Source organism: Flavihumibacter cheonanensis (assembly GCF_022352215.1).
Classification (GTDB): Bacteria; Bacteroidota; Bacteroidia; order Chitinophagales; family Chitinophagaceae; genus Flavihumibacter; species Flavihumibacter cheonanensis.
This window is the reverse complement of sequence record NZ_JAKRWF010000001.1, coordinates 197,073-221,622: the sequence shown is the minus strand read 5'-3', so window position 1 is coordinate 221,622 and position 24,550 is coordinate 197,073. Positions and strand designations below refer to the sequence as shown.

21 protein-coding genes are annotated in these 24,550 nt (G+C 43.3%); 7 read left to right on the top strand and 14 right to left on the bottom strand.

Features of this window, described 5'->3' with window-relative positions; genetic code table 11:
- Positions 1-8 precede the first annotated feature (8 nt).
- Positions 9-713: a DUF6320 domain-containing protein gene (locus MD536_RS00955; RefSeq protein WP_239594840.1), complete on the top strand. Its 705-nt coding sequence runs from the start codon at positions 9-11 to the stop codon at positions 711-713.
- A gap of 21 nt (positions 714-734) precedes the next feature.
- On the opposite strand, the gene MD536_RS00950 is transcribed toward MD536_RS00955, so the two are convergent.
- A complete protein-coding gene (locus tag MD536_RS00950; RefSeq protein ID WP_239594838.1) occupies positions 735-929 on the bottom strand; it encodes a hypothetical protein in 195 nt (64 codons plus the stop codon).
- Between the two features lies 1 nt (position 930).
- Positions 931-1,581 (bottom strand): hypothetical protein, encoded by a 651-nt coding sequence (locus MD536_RS00945; protein ID WP_239594836.1) that lies wholly within the window; start codon positions 1,579-1,581, stop codon positions 931-933.
- Positions 1,582-1,730: 149 nt separating this feature from the next.
- Here MD536_RS00945 and MD536_RS00940 point away from each other — a divergent pair, with 149 nt between their 5' ends.
- Positions 1,731-2,291, top strand: coding sequence for a helix-turn-helix domain-containing protein (locus MD536_RS00940; RefSeq protein WP_234865434.1), 561 nt, complete (start codon positions 1,731-1,733; stop codon positions 2,289-2,291).
- A gap of 24 nt (positions 2,292-2,315) precedes the next feature.
- Here MD536_RS00940 and MD536_RS00935 read toward each other — a convergent pair whose 3' ends face one another.
- From MD536_RS00935 to MD536_RS00905, 7 genes are all read right to left on the bottom strand, one after another.
- Positions 2,316-2,963 (bottom strand): nuclear transport factor 2 family protein, encoded by a 648-nt coding sequence (locus MD536_RS00935; protein ID WP_239594835.1) that lies wholly within the window; start codon positions 2,961-2,963, stop codon positions 2,316-2,318.
- Positions 2,964-2,985: 22 nt separating this feature from the next.
- Entirely contained in the window at positions 2,986-3,177 is a 192-nt protein-coding gene (locus MD536_RS00930) for a CsbD family protein (RefSeq protein ID WP_234865427.1), read from the bottom strand.
- 128 nt (positions 3,178-3,305) lie between these two features.
- Positions 3,306-3,725, bottom strand: a complete 420-nt coding sequence (locus tag MD536_RS00925; RefSeq protein ID WP_239594833.1) for a c-type cytochrome — start codon at positions 3,723-3,725, stop codon at positions 3,306-3,308.
- Positions 3,726-3,779: 54 nt separating this feature from the next.
- Positions 3,780-4,697: a glutamate--tRNA ligase family protein gene (locus MD536_RS00920; RefSeq protein ID WP_239594831.1), complete on the bottom strand. Its 918-nt coding sequence runs from the start codon at positions 4,695-4,697 to the stop codon at positions 3,780-3,782.
- Positions 4,660-5,655 carry an L-glyceraldehyde 3-phosphate reductase gene (gene mgrA, locus MD536_RS00915; RefSeq protein ID WP_239594828.1) on the bottom strand — a complete coding sequence of 332 codons (996 nt, stop codon included), beginning with the start codon at positions 5,653-5,655 and terminating at the stop codon, positions 4,660-4,662. Before mgrA ends, MD536_RS00920 begins: the two co-directional genes overlap by 38 nt.
- Positions 5,656-5,661: 6 nt before the next feature.
- Positions 5,662-7,068, bottom strand: a complete 1,407-nt coding sequence (locus MD536_RS00910) for a Gfo/Idh/MocA family protein (RefSeq protein WP_239594826.1) — start codon at positions 7,066-7,068, stop codon at positions 5,662-5,664.
- A gap of 10 nt (positions 7,069-7,078) precedes the next feature.
- Positions 7,079-7,672, bottom strand: coding sequence for a Crp/Fnr family transcriptional regulator (locus tag MD536_RS00905; protein ID WP_239594824.1), 594 nt, complete (start codon positions 7,670-7,672; stop codon positions 7,079-7,081).
- Positions 7,673-7,947: 275 nt separating this feature from the next.
- Here MD536_RS00905 and MD536_RS00900 point away from each other — a divergent pair, with 275 nt between their 5' ends.
- From MD536_RS00900 to MD536_RS00890, 3 genes are all read left to right on the top strand, one after another.
- Positions 7,948-8,535, top strand: a complete 588-nt coding sequence (locus MD536_RS00900) for a Crp/Fnr family transcriptional regulator (RefSeq protein ID WP_239594822.1) — start codon at positions 7,948-7,950, stop codon at positions 8,533-8,535.
- 18 nt (positions 8,536-8,553) lie between these two features.
- On the top strand, positions 8,554-9,333 hold the full coding sequence (locus MD536_RS00895) for a hypothetical protein (RefSeq protein ID WP_239594820.1): 780 nt from the start codon (positions 8,554-8,556) through the stop codon (positions 9,331-9,333).
- Between the two features lie 412 nt (positions 9,334-9,745).
- Positions 9,746-10,483 carry a murein L,D-transpeptidase catalytic domain family protein gene (locus MD536_RS00890; protein WP_239594819.1) on the top strand — a complete coding sequence of 246 codons (738 nt, stop codon included), beginning with the start codon at positions 9,746-9,748 and terminating at the stop codon, positions 10,481-10,483.
- A 4-nt stretch (positions 10,484-10,487) separates the two neighbouring features.
- Here the strand turns inward: MD536_RS00890 and MD536_RS00885 are convergent, their stop codons facing one another.
- From MD536_RS00885 to MD536_RS00865, 5 genes are all read right to left on the bottom strand, one after another.
- A complete protein-coding gene (locus MD536_RS00885) occupies positions 10,488-11,774 on the bottom strand; it encodes an FG-GAP repeat domain-containing protein (RefSeq protein WP_239594817.1) in 1,287 nt (428 codons plus the stop codon).
- Positions 11,775-11,968: 194 nt separating this feature from the next.
- A complete protein-coding gene (locus MD536_RS00880) occupies positions 11,969-13,300 on the bottom strand; it encodes a vanadium-dependent haloperoxidase (RefSeq protein WP_239594815.1) in 1,332 nt (443 codons plus the stop codon).
- Between the two features lie 8 nt (positions 13,301-13,308).
- A complete protein-coding gene (locus MD536_RS00875) occupies positions 13,309-16,860 on the bottom strand; it encodes a VCBS repeat-containing protein (RefSeq protein WP_239594813.1) in 3,552 nt (1,183 codons plus the stop codon).
- 85 nt (positions 16,861-16,945) lie between these two features.
- Positions 16,946-18,703, bottom strand: coding sequence for a RagB/SusD family nutrient uptake outer membrane protein (locus MD536_RS00870; protein WP_239594811.1), 1,758 nt, complete (start codon positions 18,701-18,703; stop codon positions 16,946-16,948).
- A gap of 34 nt (positions 18,704-18,737) precedes the next feature.
- Positions 18,738-21,941 (bottom strand): SusC/RagA family TonB-linked outer membrane protein, encoded by a 3,204-nt coding sequence (locus tag MD536_RS00865; RefSeq protein ID WP_239594809.1) that lies wholly within the window; start codon positions 21,939-21,941, stop codon positions 18,738-18,740.
- 213 nt (positions 21,942-22,154) lie between these two features.
- Between MD536_RS00865 and MD536_RS00860 the strand changes: the two genes are divergently transcribed.
- On the top strand, positions 22,155-23,129 hold the full coding sequence (locus MD536_RS00860) for a Gfo/Idh/MocA family protein (RefSeq protein WP_239594807.1): 975 nt from the start codon (positions 22,155-22,157) through the stop codon (positions 23,127-23,129).
- The gene (locus MD536_RS00855; RefSeq protein WP_239594803.1) at positions 23,126-24,544 is read left to right on the top strand and encodes a sugar transferase; all 1,419 of its coding nucleotides are present in this window, start codon (positions 23,126-23,128) and stop codon (positions 24,542-24,544) included. The genes MD536_RS00860 and MD536_RS00855 overlap by 4 nt, the downstream gene beginning before the upstream one ends.
- Positions 24,545-24,550: the final 6 nt, after the last annotated feature.

Below are 24,550 nucleotides of genomic sequence, written 5' to 3'. Positions count from 1 at the left end.
AAAATGACATGAACATTTGCCGTAACTGCGGGGTTGAATTGGAAGAGACGATGACTGTTTGTCCATTATGCAGACAAGCAGTAGATAATTCAGGTATTGTGTCGGTTCCAGATACAGTTGGGAAACAGTTTATTGTTTATGGAAAAAAAATGAGTCCCCCGGAAAAGAAGTTTACCTGGGAGATCATCTCACTTATACTGCTTTCTTCCATTGTAGCAGCTATTGTAATTGATTGTATTCTTAATAGCAATATTACGTGGTCGGAATATCCGGCAGCAATCTGCCTTACCGTATTTTCTTACATTTCGATGTTTACCTTCTGGCAGCAGCGAACAACACTTCAACTTGCAGGTGGTCTTACGCTATCAATCATTTTACTTTTTCTGTTTGATTTAATAACAGATGGTATTAACTGGTCGATTAAAGTTGGAATACCGCTGATTTTTGCAGCCACTTTTCTAGCTGCTATTTTAATTAAAATCATCCGCCATTCTAAATATAAAGGTATCAATCTGATAGCGTATGTATTTCTTGGAGCAGCCATTCTTTGTATTTTAATTGATGGGATATTATATTATTACCTGAGAGGAATCTTTCATATTGATTGGAGTTTACTTGTAGCAGCCTGTACGATTCCTGTTGTTATTGTGTTATTTTTTGTGCATTTCAGAATGAAAAAAGGAAGGAGTCTAAAAAAAACTTTTCATATCTGATATTCACTGAATTAACTCTCCTCAATAAAAATTGTTACGGTACATTCTATAAGAACGTCTTTTCTTTCGCATGATCCAAAGATCAATTATTCCAAAACTTCTTTTACCCTCTTTACCATGTGAAGGGATTTCATCAGAAGATAAATCAAATAAAGGCTCATTTATCATATTGTGCTCATAAACAATTGTTCCTGCACTTAGGAAAGGGGGTTGCATATTATTTATTTTTAGGATCACTTCGCTTCACCCTGGCTGCTTCCAGAGCTGCTTTATTTTTACTGATCAGTTCACCTTTCAATCTGATTTCCTGATCCAATTCTCTAAGTCTGTTTTCGACAGATAACTTTTGTTTTTGAAGGTCTTTTTGCTCCTCCATTAATTTCTCAAGTTCTTTTTCCTCCTTTCCTAAATCTTTGATCTGAGCGGAAATATCAACATCATCAGAGAAGGAATTGGTATACATAACCAATGATTCAAGATACGCTTTGACATTTTGATTGATCAGAGTATCATCTGTACTATTAGCAAAATTATTGTACCCTGTTGATACAGCCATATAAACTACACTGCTATTATTTTGCCCCTTTTCAATTTTAGTATAGATATCAATTTTTTCCGGACTGATTTCAGAAAGCACTACTTCCTTATACCGAACTACTCCCCTTCTCATTTTCTTCTTTAATCCAGACCTTTCGAGTCTCAATTGCAGGGCATCGCTGGCCATTTCCTCTGTCTGGTTTAACGTAATCATTACTGCATGCTGATTCACCTTATCAATCATGAAAGATGCATCAGTGGCTTGTCCATTCATCACTGCTGCTGAAGTTAGAGCAAGAATGGAAAGTACTAGTTGTTTTATATTTTTCATTTCACAAAGCTGACACAAATAAACGGACAAACTGTTACACAACTTCAGAAATATGTTATATAATTCACACTTTACAGAAGGAGTCAAATGAATCTGGGTATAAAAGGTTATATTTAGATAGACCATGTTTATATTAATCTTCTCTTCCAATGAAACTCTATATTAAAAATATGGTTTGCACCAGGTGTAAAATGGTCGTAAAACAGGAGCTAATCAAATTAGGTATTCATTTTAGTATGGTGGAACTAGGCGAGGTTGAAATCATTGAAAATATTTCCTGTGAACAGCAAAATCAATTAAGGGTAGCACTATTGAAAGCTGGGCTGGAATTGATGGATGACAGCAAAAGTGTTTTAATTGAGCAGATAAAGAATGTTATTATAGATCTGGTTCACAACTCTGAAGAACCTTTGGCAATAAAGTTTTCTGAATATCTGCATCAAAAGTTAAATCATGATTATACCTATCTGGCGAATCTATTTTCAGAAGTGCAGGGTACAACTATAGAGCAGTTTCTGATCACGCATAAAATTGAACGGGTAAAAGAATTACTTGTTTATGATCAGATTAATTTAACAGAAATAGCCTATCAGATGCATTACAGCAGTGTAGCCCATCTTTCCACGCAGTTCAAAAAGGTAACAGGATTAACGCCATCTCACTTTAAGCAACTTAAAAATAAGAAGCGAGTGATGCTGGATGCAGTTTGAAGAAAGCAAACCTACTGATTATTTTTACTCCTCAACCGGAATAGCTGTATTCAATAATCCTGACAGGGATTTGGAAGTGCGATTTTCGGAGCTGTTCAGGTAAACAACTTTGCCATTTTTCAACAACCAGTTATCGCAGACAAGCATGGAATCTTTTTTACCGTCTTTGGTTTGCCATTTATTCCAAACCCAGGCAATCACCCAGTCCTGGTTGCGGTCTTTATTGTGCAGTGAAATCAAAGAAAAAGGAGTATTGGTGGTAGATGAATACGTGTTGCGCCATTTGTGCAATTCTGCTTCTACTGTTTCCTTATTGGTGCTCACCCGTACGCCATTGGGCCAATCAAAAACAGTACTGTCAGCCAGGTAGGAGGCCATGTCAGTAGGGATATCGGAATCCCAGGCCTGGTACAAATTGGCAATGGTACCAGCCAGCTGAGGATCACCGGCCTCCCAGTTTTTGAGCACTACTGTGGCGGGTAATTCAGACATTATAACCAGCTCAGCAGAATCAGCTGCCGGAGTTACCTGCTCAACAGGAGCATTACTTGAACAAGCGATAAGTATTACGCAAAAGCAGATTAACAGTAGTTTTTGAATCATAGCATTCAGGTTGATAACATTAAAACAAACCTGAATATAATTAAAAATGGCCATCACAGGGATGGCCATTTTAAACGGGTAACCGGTTTGATTATAATTTATCAATCCATTCCTTTACCTCTTCTTTGGTTTTACCAGAGGCTTTTTGAATGCGACCGAGCAACTCATCTTCTTTACCTTCTACGTAGGTGAGGTCGTTGTCAGTCATGTCTCCATACTGCTGTTTGATCTTACCTTTAATAATATTCCAGTTGCCTGCTATTTTTTCTTTCCACGCTTCCATAATGATGAAGTTTAATTGTTAACAAATCGCTTTTTCAAGCATTTGTATTACATCGTAAAAGAACCATGCCGGCCTGAATATGCGGTGGGGTGTAGAAACAATACCCCAAATCATACCGACCTATCCCATTAGTTCCCTGTTTTTAAAGAAAGAATATAGGTAGCCATCAGTTTGGCATCATCTTCTGTCAGCGTCGGATGTGGTGTCATAACCGGATGGCCCCAGGCACCTGAACCACCCTGGATGATTTTCAGGGCCAGGAGGCTGATATACCCCTTGCTCGCGGGATATCGTGCAGCGATAGACTCGAAAGCAGGGCCTTTGGATCTTTTATCCTTTTGGTGACAGGTGTAACAATCGGAATAAGCAATCAGCACCTCTCCTTTTTGTATTGCTTCGGGGGATAGCGGCTCATCCACGCCTTCAATCTTTTTGATATAATCTTTTTTAACGGGCTCCTGTTCCGGAGAAGGATCAACACAGGAGAGCAAGCCTAAACCAAAGGCATAAACGAAGATCAGGCAGGCGAGTAGCTTAATTGGTTGCACGCTGTTGAAATATTGCTCAATTGCAGCAAAGCTATGGAATCTGCTGTCATCCGCTTATACAATCGAAGTAAGTTCAGAGTAAGTGAAATCCGTCCAATGTGAAACCAGATGGTTTATACCACATCGCTGTGCAAGCAGGGTAAGTATTTGGGACGGAGTAGAGCTACTTTTTATAAGTGTATGCAAACTTTCGGCGCCTTCCGATTTGGAGAGTTTATAGCCAGCCTTATCTGTAAGCAAGGGATGATGAAAGTGAACAGCAGTTGCATAAGTGTTGTTGTCCAATGAATGACTCAATGCTACCTGTGCTATACTGCTTTCCAGCAGATCAACACCCCGCACTACCAGGTTTACGCCAAACCGCGTATCATCTACTACTGAACACAACTGATAGGCAGGTGTTCCATCTCTTTTGCGCACGATAAAATCTTTCATGGAAACGGGGAAATCATAGGCGATTGTTTCTCCGGTGAACAGTTGCAGGAATTGCGACTGCTCCGGGGTTCGATAACGCCAATTCAATCCCGGATCATCCAGCCGTAATTTTGTACTGCAATCTCTGGCACAGCCTGAAAGTAGGCCGGCTTTTTGCAAATCCGTTCGGGTACAGGCACAGGGGTATAACAATCCCTTTTGCCTCAATTCATCCAATGCTTTTGTATAATTATCCAATCGGTGTTGCTGCGACCAGTACTTCAAAAAATCAACTTCATCTTTTGGTCCCTCCTGGTAAGGCAACTCAAAAAAACGCAATGTTTTAAAAATATTTTGAAGGTATTCTTGCCGAAACCGATCCCGATCCATATCATCTATTCGCAGGAGTATCGAAGCGCTGGTATTTCGGGCGATAGTTGCCGTTAGTATAAAGGAATACAGGTTGCCCAGGTGCAGGTAGCCACTGGGTGTTGGTGCGTAGCGGGTTTTATGAACTTTTTCAGCTGGCAAGGATGTCTTCAATACGTTGCAATTCATCTGCAGTAAATTGCAGGTGTTTCAGACAGCCTACTGCATCTTCCACCTGTTCAGGTTGACTGGCGCCCACAATCACAGAAGTAATTCTTGGATCCTTGAGTACCCAGGCATAAGCCATCTGGGCCAGGCTCTGACCGCGCTCTTTCGCCAGTTCATCCAGTTGTTTCACTTTCGCAATGTTTTCCGGAGTGATCTGCTCTGCTTCAATGGCTCCATTGCCCAGTGGTCTGGCAGCCCTTGATCCCTCCGGTATGCCTTTCAGGTATTTGTTGGTTAAGAGCCCCTGCGCCAATGAAGAAAAAGTAATGCATCCCATACCTGTATACTCAACTGCATCCAGTAATCCATTTTCCACCCACCGATCCAGCATGGAATATTTGGGCTGATGAATCAGACAGGGCGTTCCCAACTCCTTCAACAACTTTGCAGCCTTTCGGGTTTCTTCCGCACTGTAACTTGATATCCCTACATACAAAGCTTTCCCCTGTCGCACCAGCAGGTCCAATGCCGCCATGGTTTCTTCCATCGGCGTATCAGGATCCGGCCGGTGATGATAAAAGATATCGACATAGTCTAATCCCATGCGTTTCAAACTCTGATCCAGGCTGGCAACCAGGTATTTTTTTGATCCCAGATCGCCATAGGGGCCCGGCCACATGGGCCAGCCTGCTTTGGTGGAGATGATCAGTTCATCGCGATAGCGTCCCAACTCTTCTTTAAGGATCTTGCCAAAATTGGTTTCAGCAGCTCCAGGAGGCGGACCATAATTATTCGCCAGATCAAAATGAGTTATGCCCAGATCAAATGCCTTGAATACAATGGATTTTGATTTGGCATAAGGATCCAACTCACCGAAATTATGCCAGAGCCCAAAAGAGAGAGCAGGCAGTTTTAACCCACTTTTACCAGCGCGACGGTACTGCATTCCGTTATAACGATCAGGATTAGCCGAATACATAGTTGTTTATTTCTTGTTGATGAGTTTCATCTGAACAGGATCCCAGTGCAGGATCCGCTGCTGAAAATAACTGTCATTGCAGGCAATACAGGGAGCAGCTGCACGGAATCCAAAGCTAATATCCTCAATCACCGGTTTACCCGTACGCATGGCTTCAAAAAAATTCATGAAATGATCAAGGTGCTCATCATACCCGGGTGGATTGACAAATCGGATCGGCTCCTTTTGAGGGCGCTGGTGATCAGCCTGTGAATACCGACTATTGTACTGTTTGCGCAATTCCTCCTGCATGGCTGCAGGATAGGTTTCCAACGCATCCCAGCCACCAATGCCCGGCGCTTTCGGCATGATGCTGTGCGTGAGTTCCAGATCGCGGCCACCAATTTTCATTACACCTTCATCCCCTATCAACCGAATCGAACTGGTATCTCCTCCTCCACTGATAAAATTGACCCTTAGCGTTAGTTGAAATGCAGGGTGCTGGGCAGTAGCAGGATAATCCATAATGGCAGTCATGATATCCGGTACATCGCGCCCATCCTTCCAATGAGCGAGCTGACCAGTTGCATAAATTTTAGTGGGACCAAGAGAACCTGTTATTAAATGCACCCCTGATAACAGATGCACAAAAAGGTCACCTGCTACTCCTGTTCCAAAAGCCCGGTAATTTCGCCACCAGAAAAACTGCTTCGCATCAAAGGGAGGTTTTTTCGATGCACGGATAAATCCATCCCAGTCCACAGTTGCCGGAGATGCATCCAGGGGCATGGTATATTGCCAGGCACCCATAGCGCTTTGCCGATCATAAGTAGCTTCTACGAGATTCAGTTTGCCAATCGCGCCAGCGTTATATAATTCCTTTGCCTTTGCATAGTGCAGGCTACTAACACGTTGGCTACCCACCTGCATGATGGCACCTGACTGTTGCTGTACTGAAATAAGAGGTAGTCCTTCCGAAATTTTATGAACCACGGGCTTCTCCCCATAAACTGCTTTCTTTTTTTGCAGGGCATATGTAGCAATAGGTGCATGCCAGTGATCACTGGTTGCTACAATAACCGCATCGATATCAGGTCTGTCAACAAGCGCCTTATAATCCATCGTTGTGAAAAGGTCAGCACCATAAATTTCCTTCGCGCGAATTAGTCGGCCCTGGTAAAGATCGCATACGCCAGCAAGTTCAACACCCGGCACTTTTAATGCTGTTCTCAGGTTGCGGTGTCCCATAATTCCCATCCCTATAACGCCAACCCGTATGCGATCATTGGCATTGATTCGCTTAGTCGTTGGAGTGAGTATAACTTCCTTTTCGCTGCCAGCTGCCTCACTCAAGGATGGCAGGGTTATCGCCAATGCAGCAGAGCCGAGTCCTTTTATAAAATGACGGCGACCGGCTGCTTTTCGGTTAGACATGTTTGTTGATTTATACAGATAATCGTCTCCTCACCCGGCTCAGGGTTTCCAGGGTAACACCCAGAAAAGACGCAATGTATTTAATGGGTACCCGGTTGATCAGGTGCGGGTAATGCTCTACAAAATACTGGTATTTATGATCAGTACCCGGGATGCGTGCAACAAAAGCCCTGCCTTCCGCATCCTGGTAATAGCGTTGCAGCAACTTTCTTCCAACAATATTGAACTCAAGGTAATTCCGGTACAGGGTTTCGAGGTCGGCATGACTGATCACCAACAATTCCGAATTTTCAATTGCCTGGATATTTTCTCTGGAAGGTGCCTGGTCATTCAAACCGGAGATGGAGGTCACAATTTCATTGTCTATCGAGATCCAGGTAGTAATATCCTTGTCTTCCTCTTTTATGAATCCCCTGATTGCTCCTTTGGAGATAAAATACAGGTGGTGACAAATTTCACCACTCCGCAGGAGCATTTTGCCTTTCCGAACCGTTTTGGTTGTAGCCTTTTGAGTAAGAAAGTCAATAATCTCCGGGGTAAGCGGATGCAAACTGCCCAACAATTGAAATAAGCGGGAACTGTCCGGAGTGCTTTGAATAACCATGGTTTACAAATATCGTATGAGGCCTTTACTCAGGGCTTTGATTTATATCAAACGAAATTTTTAAGAAAAAAGGTTGACAATTATCAAACAAATCTGCCTTTAAAGTATAAAATAGTGGCCTATCTGACACTAATTTTACAGGTTTTCACTTATGAAAAAGCCAAAAACCTGTATTTTTTACAAACTATTTCCAAAATTTTACCCATTCACCACAGGTTAGAAAACACAACATTTGATAGAAGTTTGAGTTTCTAATAGTGTGACCATCAATGCATATGAGTAGTAGTAAGCATCATTTGACCGAATTTCTGAATGCACTTTACCCGCTGAGCATGAAAACCGAAGAGCTGATCAGCCAGCACTCCTTTTCCATCACGTTAAAGAAAGGGGCGTTTTTGTTTAAACCAGGAATGGATCACCGCACGCTTTATTTCCTGGTCAAGGGCGTTGTGAGAGGATATCGGAAATACAAGAGCGAAGAAATCACCACCTGGTTAAATGAAGAGGGAGAAATGATCACAAGCATCAGTAATATCGGGCTTGAACAGGAATGTGAGGAGTATATTCAGGCCCTAACCGAATGTGAGTTTGTTGCCCTTAGTGCTGAGGCAGTTGAATTCCTGTTTGCAAACTGTCCGGAGATTCCTTTCATCACAAAGTTATTATTGGAAGACAATTACCGGGGAGCTGAAGAAAGAGCATTCATCAGCAGAATTCCTTCCGCGGAAGACAAGTTCTTTCGTTTCGTTGAAAAACATCCCGGACTCATTAACCGTATTCCGCTAAAGTATTCCGCCTCCTACCTGGGAATGCGGCTAGAAACACTTTGCCGGATCAGAAGTAAGCGAATTTTAACCACCTAACTCCAACCGACCCCAGTTATGATCACGGTTCTTGCTCATACCAACCAAACCATTCCACCCGGACACAGTTCGCAGTCTATGCCAGTGGAAATGGTCAGCGACGAAGATTTGCATTTACCCGTTGAATTGGCTGCCCATATCAGCGATTGCCAGGTTGCCGCGATTAGCTTTTTAGGTGTTACAAAATACTTTGTGAGAAAAGGCCTGGCTGAATGGTTAGGATTTCCAGATGTTCAAGAACATCAGTATAAAGTTCCGGCACAATGTGATTCTATTCTGATAGTCGCTGATATGGATCAGCTAACTACCACATACGCACCTTACCAGATTCAATTGCCCACACAAATCCAGTTTTTAGCATCTATACCAATCAGACTGGATGCAGGTTTCAAATCTGGCTGTCTCACCGTAATGGGGGTTGAAAAAAGAGATGGACTGAGTGAAACCCAGATTATTGCAATGGAAAAAATTGCACAGCAAATTGGACGGCTGGTTGTTTCCAAATTGCAGAACAAGCAACTCCTCGAACATAAAAACGACCTCTTACTGGCGGCCTCTAAAAAAACGGAGTTGAAAACAGAAGAATTCAGGCAGGAACTGAAATATATAGCTTACAAGATGCACGAGGATTTTGCCCAGACCCTTGCAGCCACCAAACTTTATCTGGAATTTGCGGAAGACGATCAGCATACCAATAAGCACTTTTTGCAGATTTCAAAAGACACCATTGAGCAGGTGATCCAAAAAATGCGCACCCTTTGCCGTACGATTGCTCCTCATCCCATAGAAAGTGTATAAAAAAAGAGACGTATCACTACATCTCTTGTCGCCACTGCGGTAGATAATTCGGTTGTCAGAGGCCAGATTAATTGCTTTCAGAGGCATGGACTGAAAAAACGGGCCTTACACTGTTCTTCAGGAATTGGATTTTATGTTGGATTCGTCCATAGTAAACAAACTTGAGGCCAATTTCCCCTTGCAGCACCCCAGATTATTCACGTGTTATTCACTACATATTGAAATATTTTCAATTCTTCGTAATTCTCCTATAGCGTTTTTACGGCTTAAACTCTGCCCGAAAAAGCTAAAATTCGCTAACTTGAATATGGTTCGGGAATTTTTGCACGTTAGGTAAGGCAACTCTTTTCTGGCACTGATCGTCTATTCGATGACTTTGCCATCTGATCTGGTTAAAAAAAGGACTATTAGTATGCAGTATAAATCAGCAGGCTTATTATTCACTATCCTAGTGATTGCCACATTATCCATAAGTGCCTACCCTGGCAATAAAACAATCCCATCCGGTTACAAAAACAGCTATTCAGACAGCAGCATCGCTGAAGCTCCGGCTATTGGTGTATGGATTTCAGTATACCACGGATTAGGGCTGGATTCCCTGGGGCTCTCTGCAGATGCATTTGAGCAGGCCATTCGCGGCTGGGAGAAACTGAAAAAAAAGGGAGAACTATCCAATTCATCCATTCTCAGTATTGCGGATTTCAGTCAGCCCAGCACTTCTAAAAGATTATATATCATTGATTTAGAAAAAAATCAGTTGCTCTTTCATACCTATGTTGCGCATGGCCGGAATTCCGGAAAGGACCAGGCCGTTGCCTATTCCAACCGGGCCAAATCTCATATGAGCAGTCCAGGTTTCTATCGCACAGAATCGACTTACTATGGCAGTAATGGGTATTCTTTAAAATTATCCGGACTTGAAAAAGGCATTAATGATAACGCACTTCGCCGGGCGATTGTGGTACATGGAGCAAATTATGTTTCCGAATCACTTATTGAAAGCCAGGGCTACCTGGGCAGAAGTTATGGTTGTCCGGCTATTCCAACTTACCTGGCACGCCCCATTATCAATACCATAAAAGATGGTTCCTGCCTCTTTATTCATGCGCCGATTCAACAATATGCTCAAAACAGCCGACTAGTTAACTAGTAAGTTATCGCAACCGGTTTTTTAGCAGTATCCAGGAGTTTTTCAAACCAGAAGCCTGGCCTGACCCGGACTCATTTAGTCCAAAAGATGCCTGACCAAGTACGATATCCAGGTCGCCATCCCCATCCATATCAGCCCGGTCCATGGTTAGCCAGTTTCCATTTTTTGCTTCCGGAAAACTGGAGGGCTCAAAAACACCCTGGCCCAAGCCCTTCCAGAAAACAAAAGCTTCATCCGGACTATTCACCCTATCCGGGAAAAAAGAGATAGCTGCAATATCCAGTTGACCATCCTGGTTAAAATCAGCAGCCATAGCCTTACCTACCCCGTTCATTGGAAGAAAGAGCACCTGTTCAAACTTATTGTTCCCCAGGTTCTGAAAGATCCGGATACCATGGTAGGGTTTCATAACCGGTGGATAATCGCCATTGTCCCCATTTGTTACCAGCAGATCTGGCAATCCATCCTGGTTATAATCCAGCATTTCCAAATAATTGCTTCCATGTACTGCCGGAAATCTCAGCAAGACTTTTTCTTTGAATTGACCAGTCCCGGTGTTTTCATATAAAAACACACCCTCATCCCCCTGAGCCATTAAAACCACTATATCAGGATGGCCATCCTTATTCCAGTCGGTTTTGATAATTCGTATTGCACCTGGTTGTGCCCGAAGTATGTGTTTCAGAAAAGTATTTTGCGGTGTTTGCTCATGCCAGGATAATTGCCCCGATTGATTTCCAAACTCTGCAACAACAATATCTTTCCTGCCATCCTGATTCAGATCTTCCAGTACAAAATGAACCGGTCGCTGTAGGCTGTCCAACATTGTTTGTCCGGTTCCTGTTAAGGCATCAAATTTCACCAATGTACCCAGCCGGCTGTCCGATGGTTGCAACACCCCCATCGTCAAAACATAGAGGGAGGAATCAGCAATAATATGCGAGATTCCAACACCGGTTGAAAGAGTAGCTGGCTTTGATGTTCCGGTGGGATCTGTTACAAACAGGGCAGGCTTCATGCCATCACCAACCAGTAACTGACCTGTTGTTTCCTGGTATCCAATATAAGTTGTAAGGGGCTGCTCTGTTAATTGTGAACCACGCAGTACTTCAAATCCATCCAAACCTGTTTTGATTGATTTTCGGTTACTGGTATCAGCTAGTTGATCGGGCGCTTCCGTAATAAAGTAATGCCGGATTTTATCCCATTCTTCCGCAGAAACTATTGGCTTAGCTGTTTTAGTGATATACCGGTTCATTCCCATAGAATGATAGCCCAGATACAAACCCATTTTCGGTAGCACATAATTTGCCCAGGTAGCTTTATCCAGGTCGTTGGCCTGAGGTACAAGGTGACAGGATTGGCAATATTGCTGAGCCAATTCAAATCCCTGTGCTGAATTTGTGTCTGTAAACTTTCTTTTTTCTGGCCCGAGGCAATTTGAAAAAAATAGCCACAAAAAACAAACTAAAAAAACAACCGGCCTCATTCTGCTGCATTGATTTTCTTCATGAGCTCAGCCCCCAACCAGCTTCCCAGTTTTGTTCCTTCTTCTACCGCCGGCCGGAAATGAATGCCTCCATATACCCTACTGATAGAAGCTTCGGCGGCTGCTTCCTGGAACGATTTGAAATCACGCTCCAGTCCTATGTATTCTTTATCACTATCGTCATGAAAAGCAAAATTTTCTCCCAGTTCAATCGTCAGCACCGTAGCTGCTGCAGCAGTTATTACACTATGCCCACTTGGGTATTCCGGAAAAGGAGGAGTTTGTAAATAAGGTAACCAGTTTTTATCAAGTTGTTCATTGATCACAGTAATGGGTCGAACGAGTTCATACTTGTATTTGGCATCCCAGCAAAGGATGAAGCCATCCATCAGGCTCATGGCGGTAAGTGCCAGCACCCTGGCTGTTTTTACAGGATCTGTTCCTGCTTTTTTACAGGCAATAGAAGCAATTCCCATCCAGTGGCCACCAGGCGTAATCTTCTTATTTGCAAACATCAGGTGTCCCTCATGTTCAGTTACAAACGGATTATCATCCCAGTAGGTGGCGATTAGTTTTTGTTCTTCGGTGAGATTTTTTCCAATGGTATAAACTTCCATTACCTGCTGATAAAAAGGATCAGATTCCTTCATGGAATAAGCAGGTGCAGGAGGTAACGGATAGGCAGCAACACTATCGTTGTAAAAGGGAAGCATATCACCCCAACAGGGTTCCACCGCGTCACTGTAATCCGGAGCAGTTGGTTTCCATTTGCCGGGTAAGCGACTTCCAATATAACGTGGTTTACCGCGGGTTTGCGGATAGTTATCAATTGCTGCTCTTTCCATTATTTTTTTTGCGATGGCTTCACCAAATGCGATAGACCTTTCGTACACTTTCGGTTCGAGTCCGGCTTTGAAAGTTGCAAGCACGCCTTTTTCATATTGTAACAGGGTATCAACTGAAAATGTGAGATTGTTTGCCACACTCAGAAAAGCCCTTGTTGCGGAGAGTACGAAATTATATTCTTTCCCTTTTTCCGGCTCAGGCATAGCTTTGAAGCCAGGCAGCTTAGCTGTAAGAGATGCTTGATCCGATTGCAGGTGCCGGATCGCTTCATAGGAAGCCAGTGAAGTATAACTATAAATTCTTGCCGCAACAGGAGGAGAAAAAACATCATAAATAATCAGGTCAGTAAGTTTTTTCTGATTGGCGTGCAAGATTTCTACCGCAGGCAGGATTACTGCTTTGGATTTTTTATCCGTGCAGGCAACCCATGTACTGATCACTATCAGGAAGGCGAGATATAGGAGTACTTTAGTGTGCTTCATTGTTGTCTTCACTTCGATCCGGTTTTTGATCCAGAAAAATATTCAATTTGCTTTACCTGTTGGTTGGTTAAGAGCAGGAAAGGCGATTGGGAAAGAAATCCGGATCCCCAATAGCGCTCCTGTTTTCTTTGCTTACCATTAGTAAGAGAGATAATAGCATATGTATCGTCACTTGCTGGCTGCACTTGCGCGAGTGCCCCTTTCCAGTTAAACCATTGCAGTGCTCCCCTGTTTTGAGAAACTGCCAGCCGAATGCTTTGATCTGGCCCTACCATACATACCACTGATTTTCCATTTCCCGGCACATAAAATCCGGAGGAGGCAATTGACAAGGATGAAAAGTTTCCACTGCCATCACCCAGCAATACCAATCCATTCAGGGCATCATACCTGCCAACTGATACTTCAGTACCATAGTCGTTGGTGGCACTTATCAAATCCAGGTTTCCATCTCCATTAAGGTCCTCGACAAACATGCCATTTAACATAGAAACCTGTGCCAGCATCGGTAATTCCTTCATGGAAAATTTACCATTTCCTTTGTTTTCAATATATACTGAAGCCAATTGATTCACTTCTCCCTTCCAGGCTGTTTGAATCAACGAGTCGTTCAGTATCTCACGGATACCTGCAGTCGAAAACAATTTATAATTCTGGAATTTTCTGCGCAGACTAATCATCTGTTTGATAAGATCATCCCTGGTTTGGGCAGGAAACTCCTTGCGTTGCCCTTCTGCATTCGGAAGGTAAAGGGTTGGAATTGCATCCAGTGATTTGTTATTATCAAAATCACCTGCGTAAATGTGTACCGGTTCTTTATCCGATGCCCGATAAAATGAATTTAAGCCCAGGTTGGAAACCACATAGTCAATATCCCCATCATTGTCATAATCTCCGGGCGCAATGCTGTTCCACCAGCCGGATTTTTTTTCAAGTCCCGTTTCGTTTATACGTTTCAGTTTGCCTTTTTCATTTTTAAAAATAGTAACCGGCATCCACTCTCCTGCCAACAAGAGATCGGGCCAGTTATCATTATCGATATCTGTCCAGATGGCATCACAAACCATCCCTAATTCCTGCAGATCAGGCGCCAGTTCTTTGGTTGCATCCCTAAACTGAACCTTCCCATTTCCGGATTCATTCAACAACAAGGTACTGGATACCGGTAATGGATAGTTCCAGGGTTTTACTCTTCCTGCCAGCAGTAAATCCAGATCACCATCTCCATCCATATCAGTAGCCCTGACACAGGACTTACTTATCGTGTTTACAGGAATAGCCATGCTGTCTTCTGTAAAATTTCCTTTGCTATCATTCAGATAGAAATGATCACGATAGTTGTTTGACCCGGCTTCCAATTCATAACCACCGCTGGTGATATACAAATCCAGGTCGCCATCCTTTTCTGCATCGAATAAAAGGATACCCATATCTTCCCAGGGTTTGTTCTGTGCATCAGCAGCCGGAATCAGTTCTGTTCTTTGAAATGAACCATCTTTTTGCTGAAGCAGTATGGATGCACTATAACCAAAGGATCCGCCAATAACAAGATCTGTAAGACCATTGCCATCGAGATCTTCTGCCGCCATAGCCGGACCGAATTCAGATAACTTATGCGGCAGCAATTTCTGTACATTGAAATCACTGTAATCGTATTCCTGATGCAGGTAGGAGGGCTGTATGGATTCAGTTATATTCGTGAACAAATGAGTTAAAGGTTCCTGTTTTTCCAACACAGTAGTCACCGCATCTTTGTAATGTAGAACGAGTCGTTGATTAGCGGGAAGATTTTCCAATTGCTGAACTTTCCCATCCGGCCAGGTAACCAGTAATTTATCAATTTGCTTATGTTTTCCCAATCCAAAATGGATGATGTCCTGCATGGTGGATAGATAACCCCGGTATGGACTGAACTCTGTTACCTGCAAGCTGTCTCCCTGGCGGATTTCTATTCTTGTACCGAAACCGTCCAGATTGTTTGCAGGTCCTTCCAACTGCACCTGCAGGTATTGGTTATCAGATAATTTCTCAATTGCCTTGTTTTTATAAACCATCGCCACCTGGTTGGTATTATTGATCACCAGGTCCATATCTCCATCGTTATCCAGATCGCCGTAGGCGGTACCACTGGAAAAACTGGGACTATCGAAATTCCAGTCGCTAGTTTGATCTGTGAACCTGGTACCATCCGAATTTTTGAAAATAAAATTGGAGAGCTTTACTTCCGGAATCTGATCGAGGATCATTTCCTTAGGAGCAATTTTATTTGCGGATGCGCGATAGGTCATAAAATCCCGATCTGTAATATCCTTCGGATAACCATTCGTGATCATCAGGTCGCGCCAGCCATCATTATCAAAATCAACGAACAGCGGAGCCCAGCTCCAGTCTGTTTCAGCCACACCGGCAAAGAAAGCAATATCTCCAAAAACAGGGTGTGAGGTTCCGGCAGAATCTTTCCAGGCCGGACCCAGGTTCAATTGCAACGTATTACGTACATATTGGTACTGATACCCGAACTCTTCATTGTTCAGATAGTTCTGGTAACTGTTGGCAGCCATCATCATTTTTTTTCGATCATTGGATGCAGGCAACATATCCACTGCGATCAGATCTGGCAAGCCATCGTTATTGATGTCCGCTACATCATTACCCATAGCGGAGTAAGATGTGTGTTTGAAATATTGTTCTACCCGATTCGTAAAACTGCCATCCCTATTATTAATCCACAAAATATCATTTGTAAGAAAATCATTAGTCACATAAATATCTTTCCAGCCATCTCCATTTATATCGGCGATGGCTACCCCAAGTCCGTACCCCTCCTGTAATATGCCAGCTTCTTTAGATACATTGGTAAAAACAGGATGTCCTTTGCTGCTGTCAAAATCATTTCGATACAGCCGGTCTGTATTTTCGGCTGTGCCATCCAGTTGTTTTTGTTTGTATTGATTGGGATATCGATCGGCACCTACTTTATTGGTAAGAACATAACAATCCAGGTCGCCGTCATTGTCATAATCAAAGAATACCGCATGTGTGGTATGTCCGGTATCTGCCAGGTTGTAAGCAAGGGCCTGGTCTTCGAATAAAGGTTTTCCATCTTTACCAGCACCTTTATTTATAAAGAGCATGTTGGCTCTTTTCAACGGATCTTTTGAGATGGATGCACCTACATAAATATCTTTAAGTCCGTCGTTGTTGATATCCACCACTGCCACACCAGTTGACCATTTGTCATTACCACTGATTCCGGCAGTTGCACTGATGTCTTCAAAGTTGAGATCTCCTTTGTTGAGATACAAATGATTGCCGACCCTGTTTCCGGTGAAGAAAATATCAGGCAGTCCGTCCTGGTTAAAATCTTCGATTGCCACCCCTCCCCCGTTGTATGTGTATTCCAGGTCGAGAATATTGATGGAATCATTTTCTGCTATGGTATTGGCAAACTGAATACCGGATTTTTCAGCGGGTATCAGTTCAAAGCCCATTCTGGAAGCGTTTTTACAGGAACTAAGCAGGGCCAGCGAAATTAAAAAACAGATGCAGTAGCGAAACATGTGCAATTCATTTCAGGGAGATAGTGAAAAGGGTAGAGAAACTCTACCCTTTTCATTATAAATCTACAAAATGTTACCGGTTTGATTAGTTATAACCAGGATTTTGTTGAAGTGTGGATGAACCTCCGGAAGTATGAAGATCAATCTGATCCTGAGGAATCGGGAAGTATTCATTCTTACCTTTTGTGAAGGTAGCTGAACCATATCCAGCACTCAGTTTGGGTTTTTCATAATTCAGGAAGGCATTTAATTCTACATCTGCAACACCCCATCGTACGAGGTCAAAGAAACGATGACCTTCCATACCGAGTTCCAGTTTTCTTTCAAAACGAACCGCCTGTCTTGCAACATTGGCATCGGTCCAGGCTGTGTTATAAAGACCAATTACATAATTGGCGGCATTATTACCATCCTCGTCAACTACGAAGGTTTCTGGTTTTGCTGCACGGGCACGTACCTGGTTAACATAACCTCTGGCAGTTTCCAGTGATCCGCCACCATCAATTTCTGCCTCCGCAGCCATTAACAATACATCCGCAAAACGAATGATCTTATAGTTGGTAGAAGTCAGACCACTGGTCCAGTTGGTACCATCGGTAAGTCTGCCTTGCTGGCTGCGATAATAAGACATTTTCTTGGGGGCATAAGGACCACCATTACCCTGATCACGGATCCAGGCTTTACCCGGATGAGGACCCCAATCAAGGAAAGGCAGACCTCTGCGGCCTACTGTCCAGTCGAGACGTGGATCCAAATTACCAGCATCAGGTGTGAAAGCAGCTGAAGATTCCAATCCCATGTCATTTTTAACCTGGTTGGCGCCAACATTATAAGATCCATCCAGTAAAGGAAGACCATTCGCATTGGTGCGGAAGGAATTCACAAACTCAAAAGAAGGCTGGAAAAATCCGCAACAACCACCAGGACCACCATTATAGGGGAAGTTCAGGATATGGTCGTAGTTGGCATTAAATCCGCCGGAACCATCATTGATAGATGCTTCATAAGCGAAAACTGATTCTGCGCGAACGGCAGCATCATTTTCCCGGTCAGGATTGAAGTTGTCATGGAAAGAAGGAGCCAGATCATAAGGGATATCATTGGATGTTCTACCATTATTAATGATATCAGTAAAAATCGGACGAGCTTCCGCATATTTTCCCTGGAACAATAACGCTTTAGCATACATAGCATCTGCTCCCCACTTATTGATCCGACCAACAGCATTCGGAACTGCTGCCAGGTTGGTTCTTGCAAAACTCAGATCTTCCATAATTTTTGGCCATGTATCTTCTGTATTGCCAACTTTTGCGCTGGATACATTGATGGTTTCATCCACAAATGGAATGTTATTCCACATCTTTTTTGCCTCAAAATGATAGTAACCTCTCAGGAAGCGGGCTTCGGCAATCATCTGTTGTTTGGCAGCAGGAGAAATATCCGATTCTGAAAGGTTATTCAAAATACGGATGGTTGCATTGGTTCTGGCGATGCCTTCATACAATGCCTGCCATTTGATGTTGAAATAACTGTTAGTTGGCAATGGTGCGTATTGCTGGATCGGCACAATATTCGCCTGATCACCCGCATCAGAACCTTTGTTGGCTTCACCACCAACTATACTTCCATATACCCAGTTGGATCCACCACCTTCCCAGCCAATACCTTTCAGTGCAGCATAGGATCCGACTAAAAATTGTTGAGCCCCTTTCAGGCTTTGGGCCTGTTGTTCTGTCAACAATCCCGTTGTTTCCTGATCCAGGAATTTTTTATCACAGGCAACCAACAGCACCGCAGCACTGAGCAGGAAACCCGAAATGTATACGATTCTCTTCTTTAACATGTTAAAACAATTTAAGCATTCACAAATTCAAGAATTAAAAGCCAAGACTTAATCCAAACAGGAACTGCCGGTTGGTAGGATAGTTACCTACGTCCACACCAAAGTTGGTATCCACACCACTTACAGCCGGATCATTACCGGTGTACTTAGTAATGGTAAACAGATTGGTTCCCTGTAGGAAGAAACGCAGCTTATCAATTCCGTATTTCTTTAATGATGCAGAAGGTACAACATAACCCAGTTTCAAACTTCTTAAGCGGAAGTAACTACCCTTCTCAACGTAGTAAGAGTTCAACACACCGTTGGTTGAGAAGTTGGAAACGTTTTCAAAAATGGGAACTTTGGTGTCTTTATTGTCTGGAGTCCAGGCATCCAGCACGCGGTCAGATTTTCCGATTCCCGCGAAAGAAGGATAGAAATCAGTAAACCAGCGGGTAAAGTTCAATACTTCACCACCATAGACACCATAGAACAGGGCTTCCACATCAAAATCGCCGAAGATCAGGCGGGCGTTGAAACCATAAGAGAAGTCTGGGTTAGGGTTGCCCAGGAAGGTACGATCCTGGTCATTAATACGTCCGTCACCATTCACATCTTCATATTTGAAACGGCCGGGAGCTGCGCCATCCTGATCGGGAGATTTGTCCACATCTGCGGCATCTGCAAAGAGTCCGATTACATTGTAACCAAAGAAGGAAGAAACCGGCTGGCCTACAGCATTACGTACAATACCTCCACCAATACGACCGCTGAAGGATTCATCAAAGAAGGATCTGGCATCAGATACTTTGGTGATCTCATTGGTGTACTTGGTAAAGATGAAGTCCATTTCATAACGGAACTTGCTGCTTATCCTGTCTTTATAGGTAACCATCAGGTCAATACCGCTGTTCTTCATAGAACCGATATTGATGAAAGGAGGGGTAGCATTACCTACAGTTGCAGGCAGACGGTCCCGATACAAAAGGTCTTTGGTTCTACGGGTATACCAGTCAAATATTACATCTATTTTGTTGTTGAAGAAGGTACCATCAAAACCTACGTTAATGGTGGTATTTTCTTCCCACTTAGCTGCAGGGTTTCCGATACCGGTTAAGGCCAGACCAGGACTTGTGCTGGTGTTAGCGCCTGCAAGGTCATATCCGAAAAGTGCCTGCGCTCCTGCAGTATTGAACAGGTTGTTCGGACTGATTCTTGAGTTACCCATTTTACCCCAGCCACCACGGATCTTCAGTTCATTGATCCACTTGGTATCACGCATGAAGTTTTCCTGTGTAATTCTCCAACCGGCTGAGAAGGCTGGGAATACACCGTAGCGATTGTCTTCTCCAAATACAGATGCACCATCTCTGCGCAGTGTACCGGTAAAGAGGTAGCGATCGTCATAAGAATAATCCACTTTACCAAATTGAGAGAACAGTTTGATAAACGGACTACCATTACTGTTTACCTGGCGACCGTTAGGGTCGGTGTTGGTGATAGTAACATAGTTTGGATCGATTGAGAATGGATTTAATCCTTGTCCGCTCAGACCACGGAAATAACCATAACTGATTGCTTCAATACCTCCAATGAAGTTCACATTGTGTTTACCAATTTCCTGACCATAGCGGATGGTGTTGGTAAAGGTCCAGTCGCCACCATTACCTGCGCCTTCCCCGAATGTATAGTTACCTACGTTTTCAGAGTTCTCATAAGTTCTATAGTTGAGGAAACGGTTCTGGAAGTAGAAGAAACTTCCACCAAAGCTTGTACGGAATGTAAAATGTTTAGCGAAGTCAACTTCTCCGAAAATATTACCAAACGCACCACCGCTGAATCCTTTATTATCTCTAGAACGGATACGACGGGCCACCGGGTTGGTTGAGTTGTTGAATCCACGTGCAGTAGTTCCAGCAAACCCACCTCCTTCATCATATAAAGGAATGAGAGGGTTAATGGTAAGCGCGAACATGATGTCATTCTCCCCCTGCGGACCACCAATATTGGGGTTTTCGCGATAGGTAAACTGGAAGTTCTGTCCGAGCCGAATATGAGAACCGATTTTGTACTCACTGTTCAAACGAAGTGTATACCTCTTCAGGAAGGTATTTAACACTGTACCTTTTTCATCATAGATACTGAAACCGGCATAATAACGGGCATTTTCATTTCCACCACTCAATCCAAGTGTATGGTTCTGAATCCTGCCGGTTTCTGTTAATGCACCATACCAGTCTGTACCTGCTTTGTTGGCACGGATTACCTGGTAAATAGCACCCGCATCAAAGTTGGTGTTGAAACGGGCAGGATCCAGTCTTGGATCACTTGGCGATAAATTACTTAATCCAAACTCATCACCAACTTTCAGATAATCAGGCAACACCGGATTAGCACCACTACCATATTGGGGGTGGGTCAGGGGCTGGCCTGCATTGCGCAACGCAACCCAGGTCATATCTGCCTGTTGCTGGGGAGTAAGGAGTTGTAAACCTTTTCCAGGAACAGTAGCTCCGTAAGACATGTCATACGTAACGCGAATGCCCTGGCTGGATTTTCCTTTTTTGGTAGTAACCAGGATCACACCTGCAGAAGCACGGGCACCGTAAATAGATGCAGAAGCCGCATCTTTTAGTACAGTAGTGGACTCAATATCATTACCATTCAGGAAGTCAATATTATAGGTAGGAACTCCATCCACCACATACAGCGGATCGTTTCCACCAGGAGTAAAGGAACCAAATCCACGAATCCTTACCTGGCTTACTGTACCCGGCTGTCCGGAGGTAATTACAGTCAAACCAGGTACGCGACCCTGAAATTGCTGCTCTACGTTACCTGTCTGAACCGCTGCCAGCTGCTCCCCTTTTACAGTGGAAACAGCACCAACGATGTTCTTTCGCTGCTGGCTGCTATAACCAGTAACTACCACTTCACTCAAACCAGAAATATCTTCGTCGAGTGTAATATTCAGGTTCGTATCGTCTCCAACAACTACTTCTTTAGTAGTGAACCCTACGTTCGAAATAACCAGTGTATTCCGTCCGGCAGGTAAGGTAATACGGAAATTTCCCTGTTCATCAGTAGCTGTACCTACAGTGGTGCCTTTTACCGTAATGGTGGCACCGGGCAATGGCTGGTTGGTTTTAGAAACCAGTTTGCCCGAAATGGCCTTCTGTGCCTGTGCACTGAGAGAAGCCATGAGCAATAAAAACGTTAGAAATTTGCCCAATAAGGGCAGGGTGATTTTTTTTGGCATGAGCAATCAGTTAATTTGGTTTTACTAATAAGTCTTAGAGTAAGACACCATGAATTTAACATTTTGATAAGAAGCGCCAAAAAAAATGTTAATAAAGTATCAATTTTGGTTAATTTGTATAAACAGGGGAATTCAAGATTCAGAATTCATTGTTTTATAAAGACTTAGAATAGGTTAACAGGCTTGATTATATTTGCTGTTTAATTATTGCTTATGTTGAAGATTGGTGTTTTTGGTACCGGGCATCTTGGAAAATTTCACCTTAACAACTGGAAAGAAATTGCCGGCGTTGACCTGGTCGGCTTTTTTGACCCCAATGACCAAACGGCAGAAGAAGTCAGTAAACAATATGGAATTCCACGCTTTGCGGATCCTGTAGCCCTGCTCCAGGCCATTGACGCCGCAGATATCGTGGCCCCAACCAATTTTCATTTTGAACTCTGCCAGCTGGCTATACGCAATGGGAAACATGTTTTCGTGGAAAAGCCACTTGCCCATACCATGGATGAAGCCAGGGAACTGGTTAAGCTGGTGAAAGAGTCCAATGTTAAAATGCAAGTGGGACATGTAGAGCGATTCAACCCCGCCTACCTGGCAACCAAAAACTTAAAGCTGAACCCGATGTTCATTGAGGTACATCGCCTGGCCCAGTTTAATCCAAGAGGTACCGAAGTGAGCGTAATCCTCGACCTCATGATTCATGATATTGACATCATCCTGCACATGGTTAAAAGTGAAGTAAAGAATATTTCTTCCAGTGGAGTGGCTGTTATGACTGATACCCCGGATATCGCCAACGTACGAATAGAGTTTAACAATGGATGTGTTGCCAATCTCACTTCCAGTCGTATTTCCATGAAAAAAATGCGTAAGATGCGATTGTTCCAGAAGGACGCTTATGTTGGCATCGACTTCCTGAACAAGAAAACAGAAGTAATCCGCCTGAAGGCAGACGCGGATGAAAATGTGTTTGAATTTGATATTGATACGCCAAAAGGGAAAAAGACCATCGCTGTAGCCAATCCATCAGTACCGGAGGTAAACGCTATCAAAAAAGAACTGGAAGAATTCAGGGATGCTATCCTCCACAACACACCTACAGTTGTTTCAGAAGTGGATGGCTTCAGGGCAATGGAAGTTGCGCACCAGATTTTAACCAAGATTCGCCATAACACTATCAATAGTTGAGTCGGAAATCTTCCCAACCTGTTATTTCACCAGCCTGGTATGCATTGAGCGATTACCTGGCAGCCCTGCTTGTCTGGTTTATTTTTTATCTCTATCGCAATCAGCTCCTGGGTTTTCCAAATATTCAGGATGGAAGATTGTTTTTGAATCCGGGCTTTCTTCAGGGTTGGTTGATCCTGCCTTTTTGCTGGGTACTCTTTTATGCAATTATTGGATCCTATCAGTCGCTGTATAAAAAATCCAGACTGGGGGAGTTCACCACTACTGTTGTGGCCAGCCTGATCGGATGCATTGCCATCTTTTTTGTGATCCTCCTAAATGATGAGGATAAAAGTCTTGCTTACTACTATAAAACCTTTGCATTTTTCGTACTCAGCCAGATTGGTGTTAGTTTCCTTGGAAGATGGATGCTTTTAGAACGGGTAAAAAAACAATTGAGAAAGGGTACTATCAAATTTCCATCCCTTCTTGTTGCTGATTCCGGTCTTGCTGCTACTGTCTACAAAGCCAATGCAAGGCAGCTGAGAAAAGAGGGATACCATTTCCAGGGTTATATTGCTCCTGCTCCCAACAGTCTGAGCAAATCACTTGCTTACCTGGGCACCGCCGATCAGTTGGAGATTATCATTGATCAATGCCAGATACAACTTGTGGTGCTGGCACTTGAATCCAATATAGAGGCAGACACAGCAAACTATTTGAAACGATTGAGCGATTTAGATGTAGAAATCAAAATGGTCCCCTCCACCATTTCCATTTTGTCTGGTGCAGTTCGCACCGAAAATGTTTTCAGTCCCTTTTTAAACGATATCCACACCGGATTGATTCCAGCCTGGCAACAGAATATCAAACGCATAACAGATGTTTTCGTTTCATTGACAGGCATGCTGCTTTTATCGCCTGTTTTCCTGTATGTCGCCATCCGGGTTAAACTTTCTTCACCCGGACCCATTCTTTACCGACAGGAACGGATCGGTTATAAAGGCAAACCTTTCACCATGCTTAAGTTCAGATCCATGTTTGAGGATGCTGAGCAAAACGGTCCGGCTCTTTCTTCTACCACCGACCCCCGCATTACTCCCTGGGGCCGCCACATGCGCAAATGGAGGCTGGATGAGTTTCCTCAACTCTGGAACATCCTTCGTGGTGATATGAGCCTGGTTGGGCCAAGAGCTGAAAGACAGTTCTATATTGATCAGATCATGCAACGCAATCCTTATTTCAAATATTTGCTGCATGTAAAACCCGGACTCACTTCCTGGGGCATGGTACAATTTGGTTATGCAGAAAATGTAGATGAAATGCTGGAACGAATGAAATACGACCTGCTCTATATTGAAAATATTTCTCTGGCACTTGATCTCAAAATCATGCTGTACACCATCCGGATCATTTTTGCAGGAAAAGGAAAATAACTACTC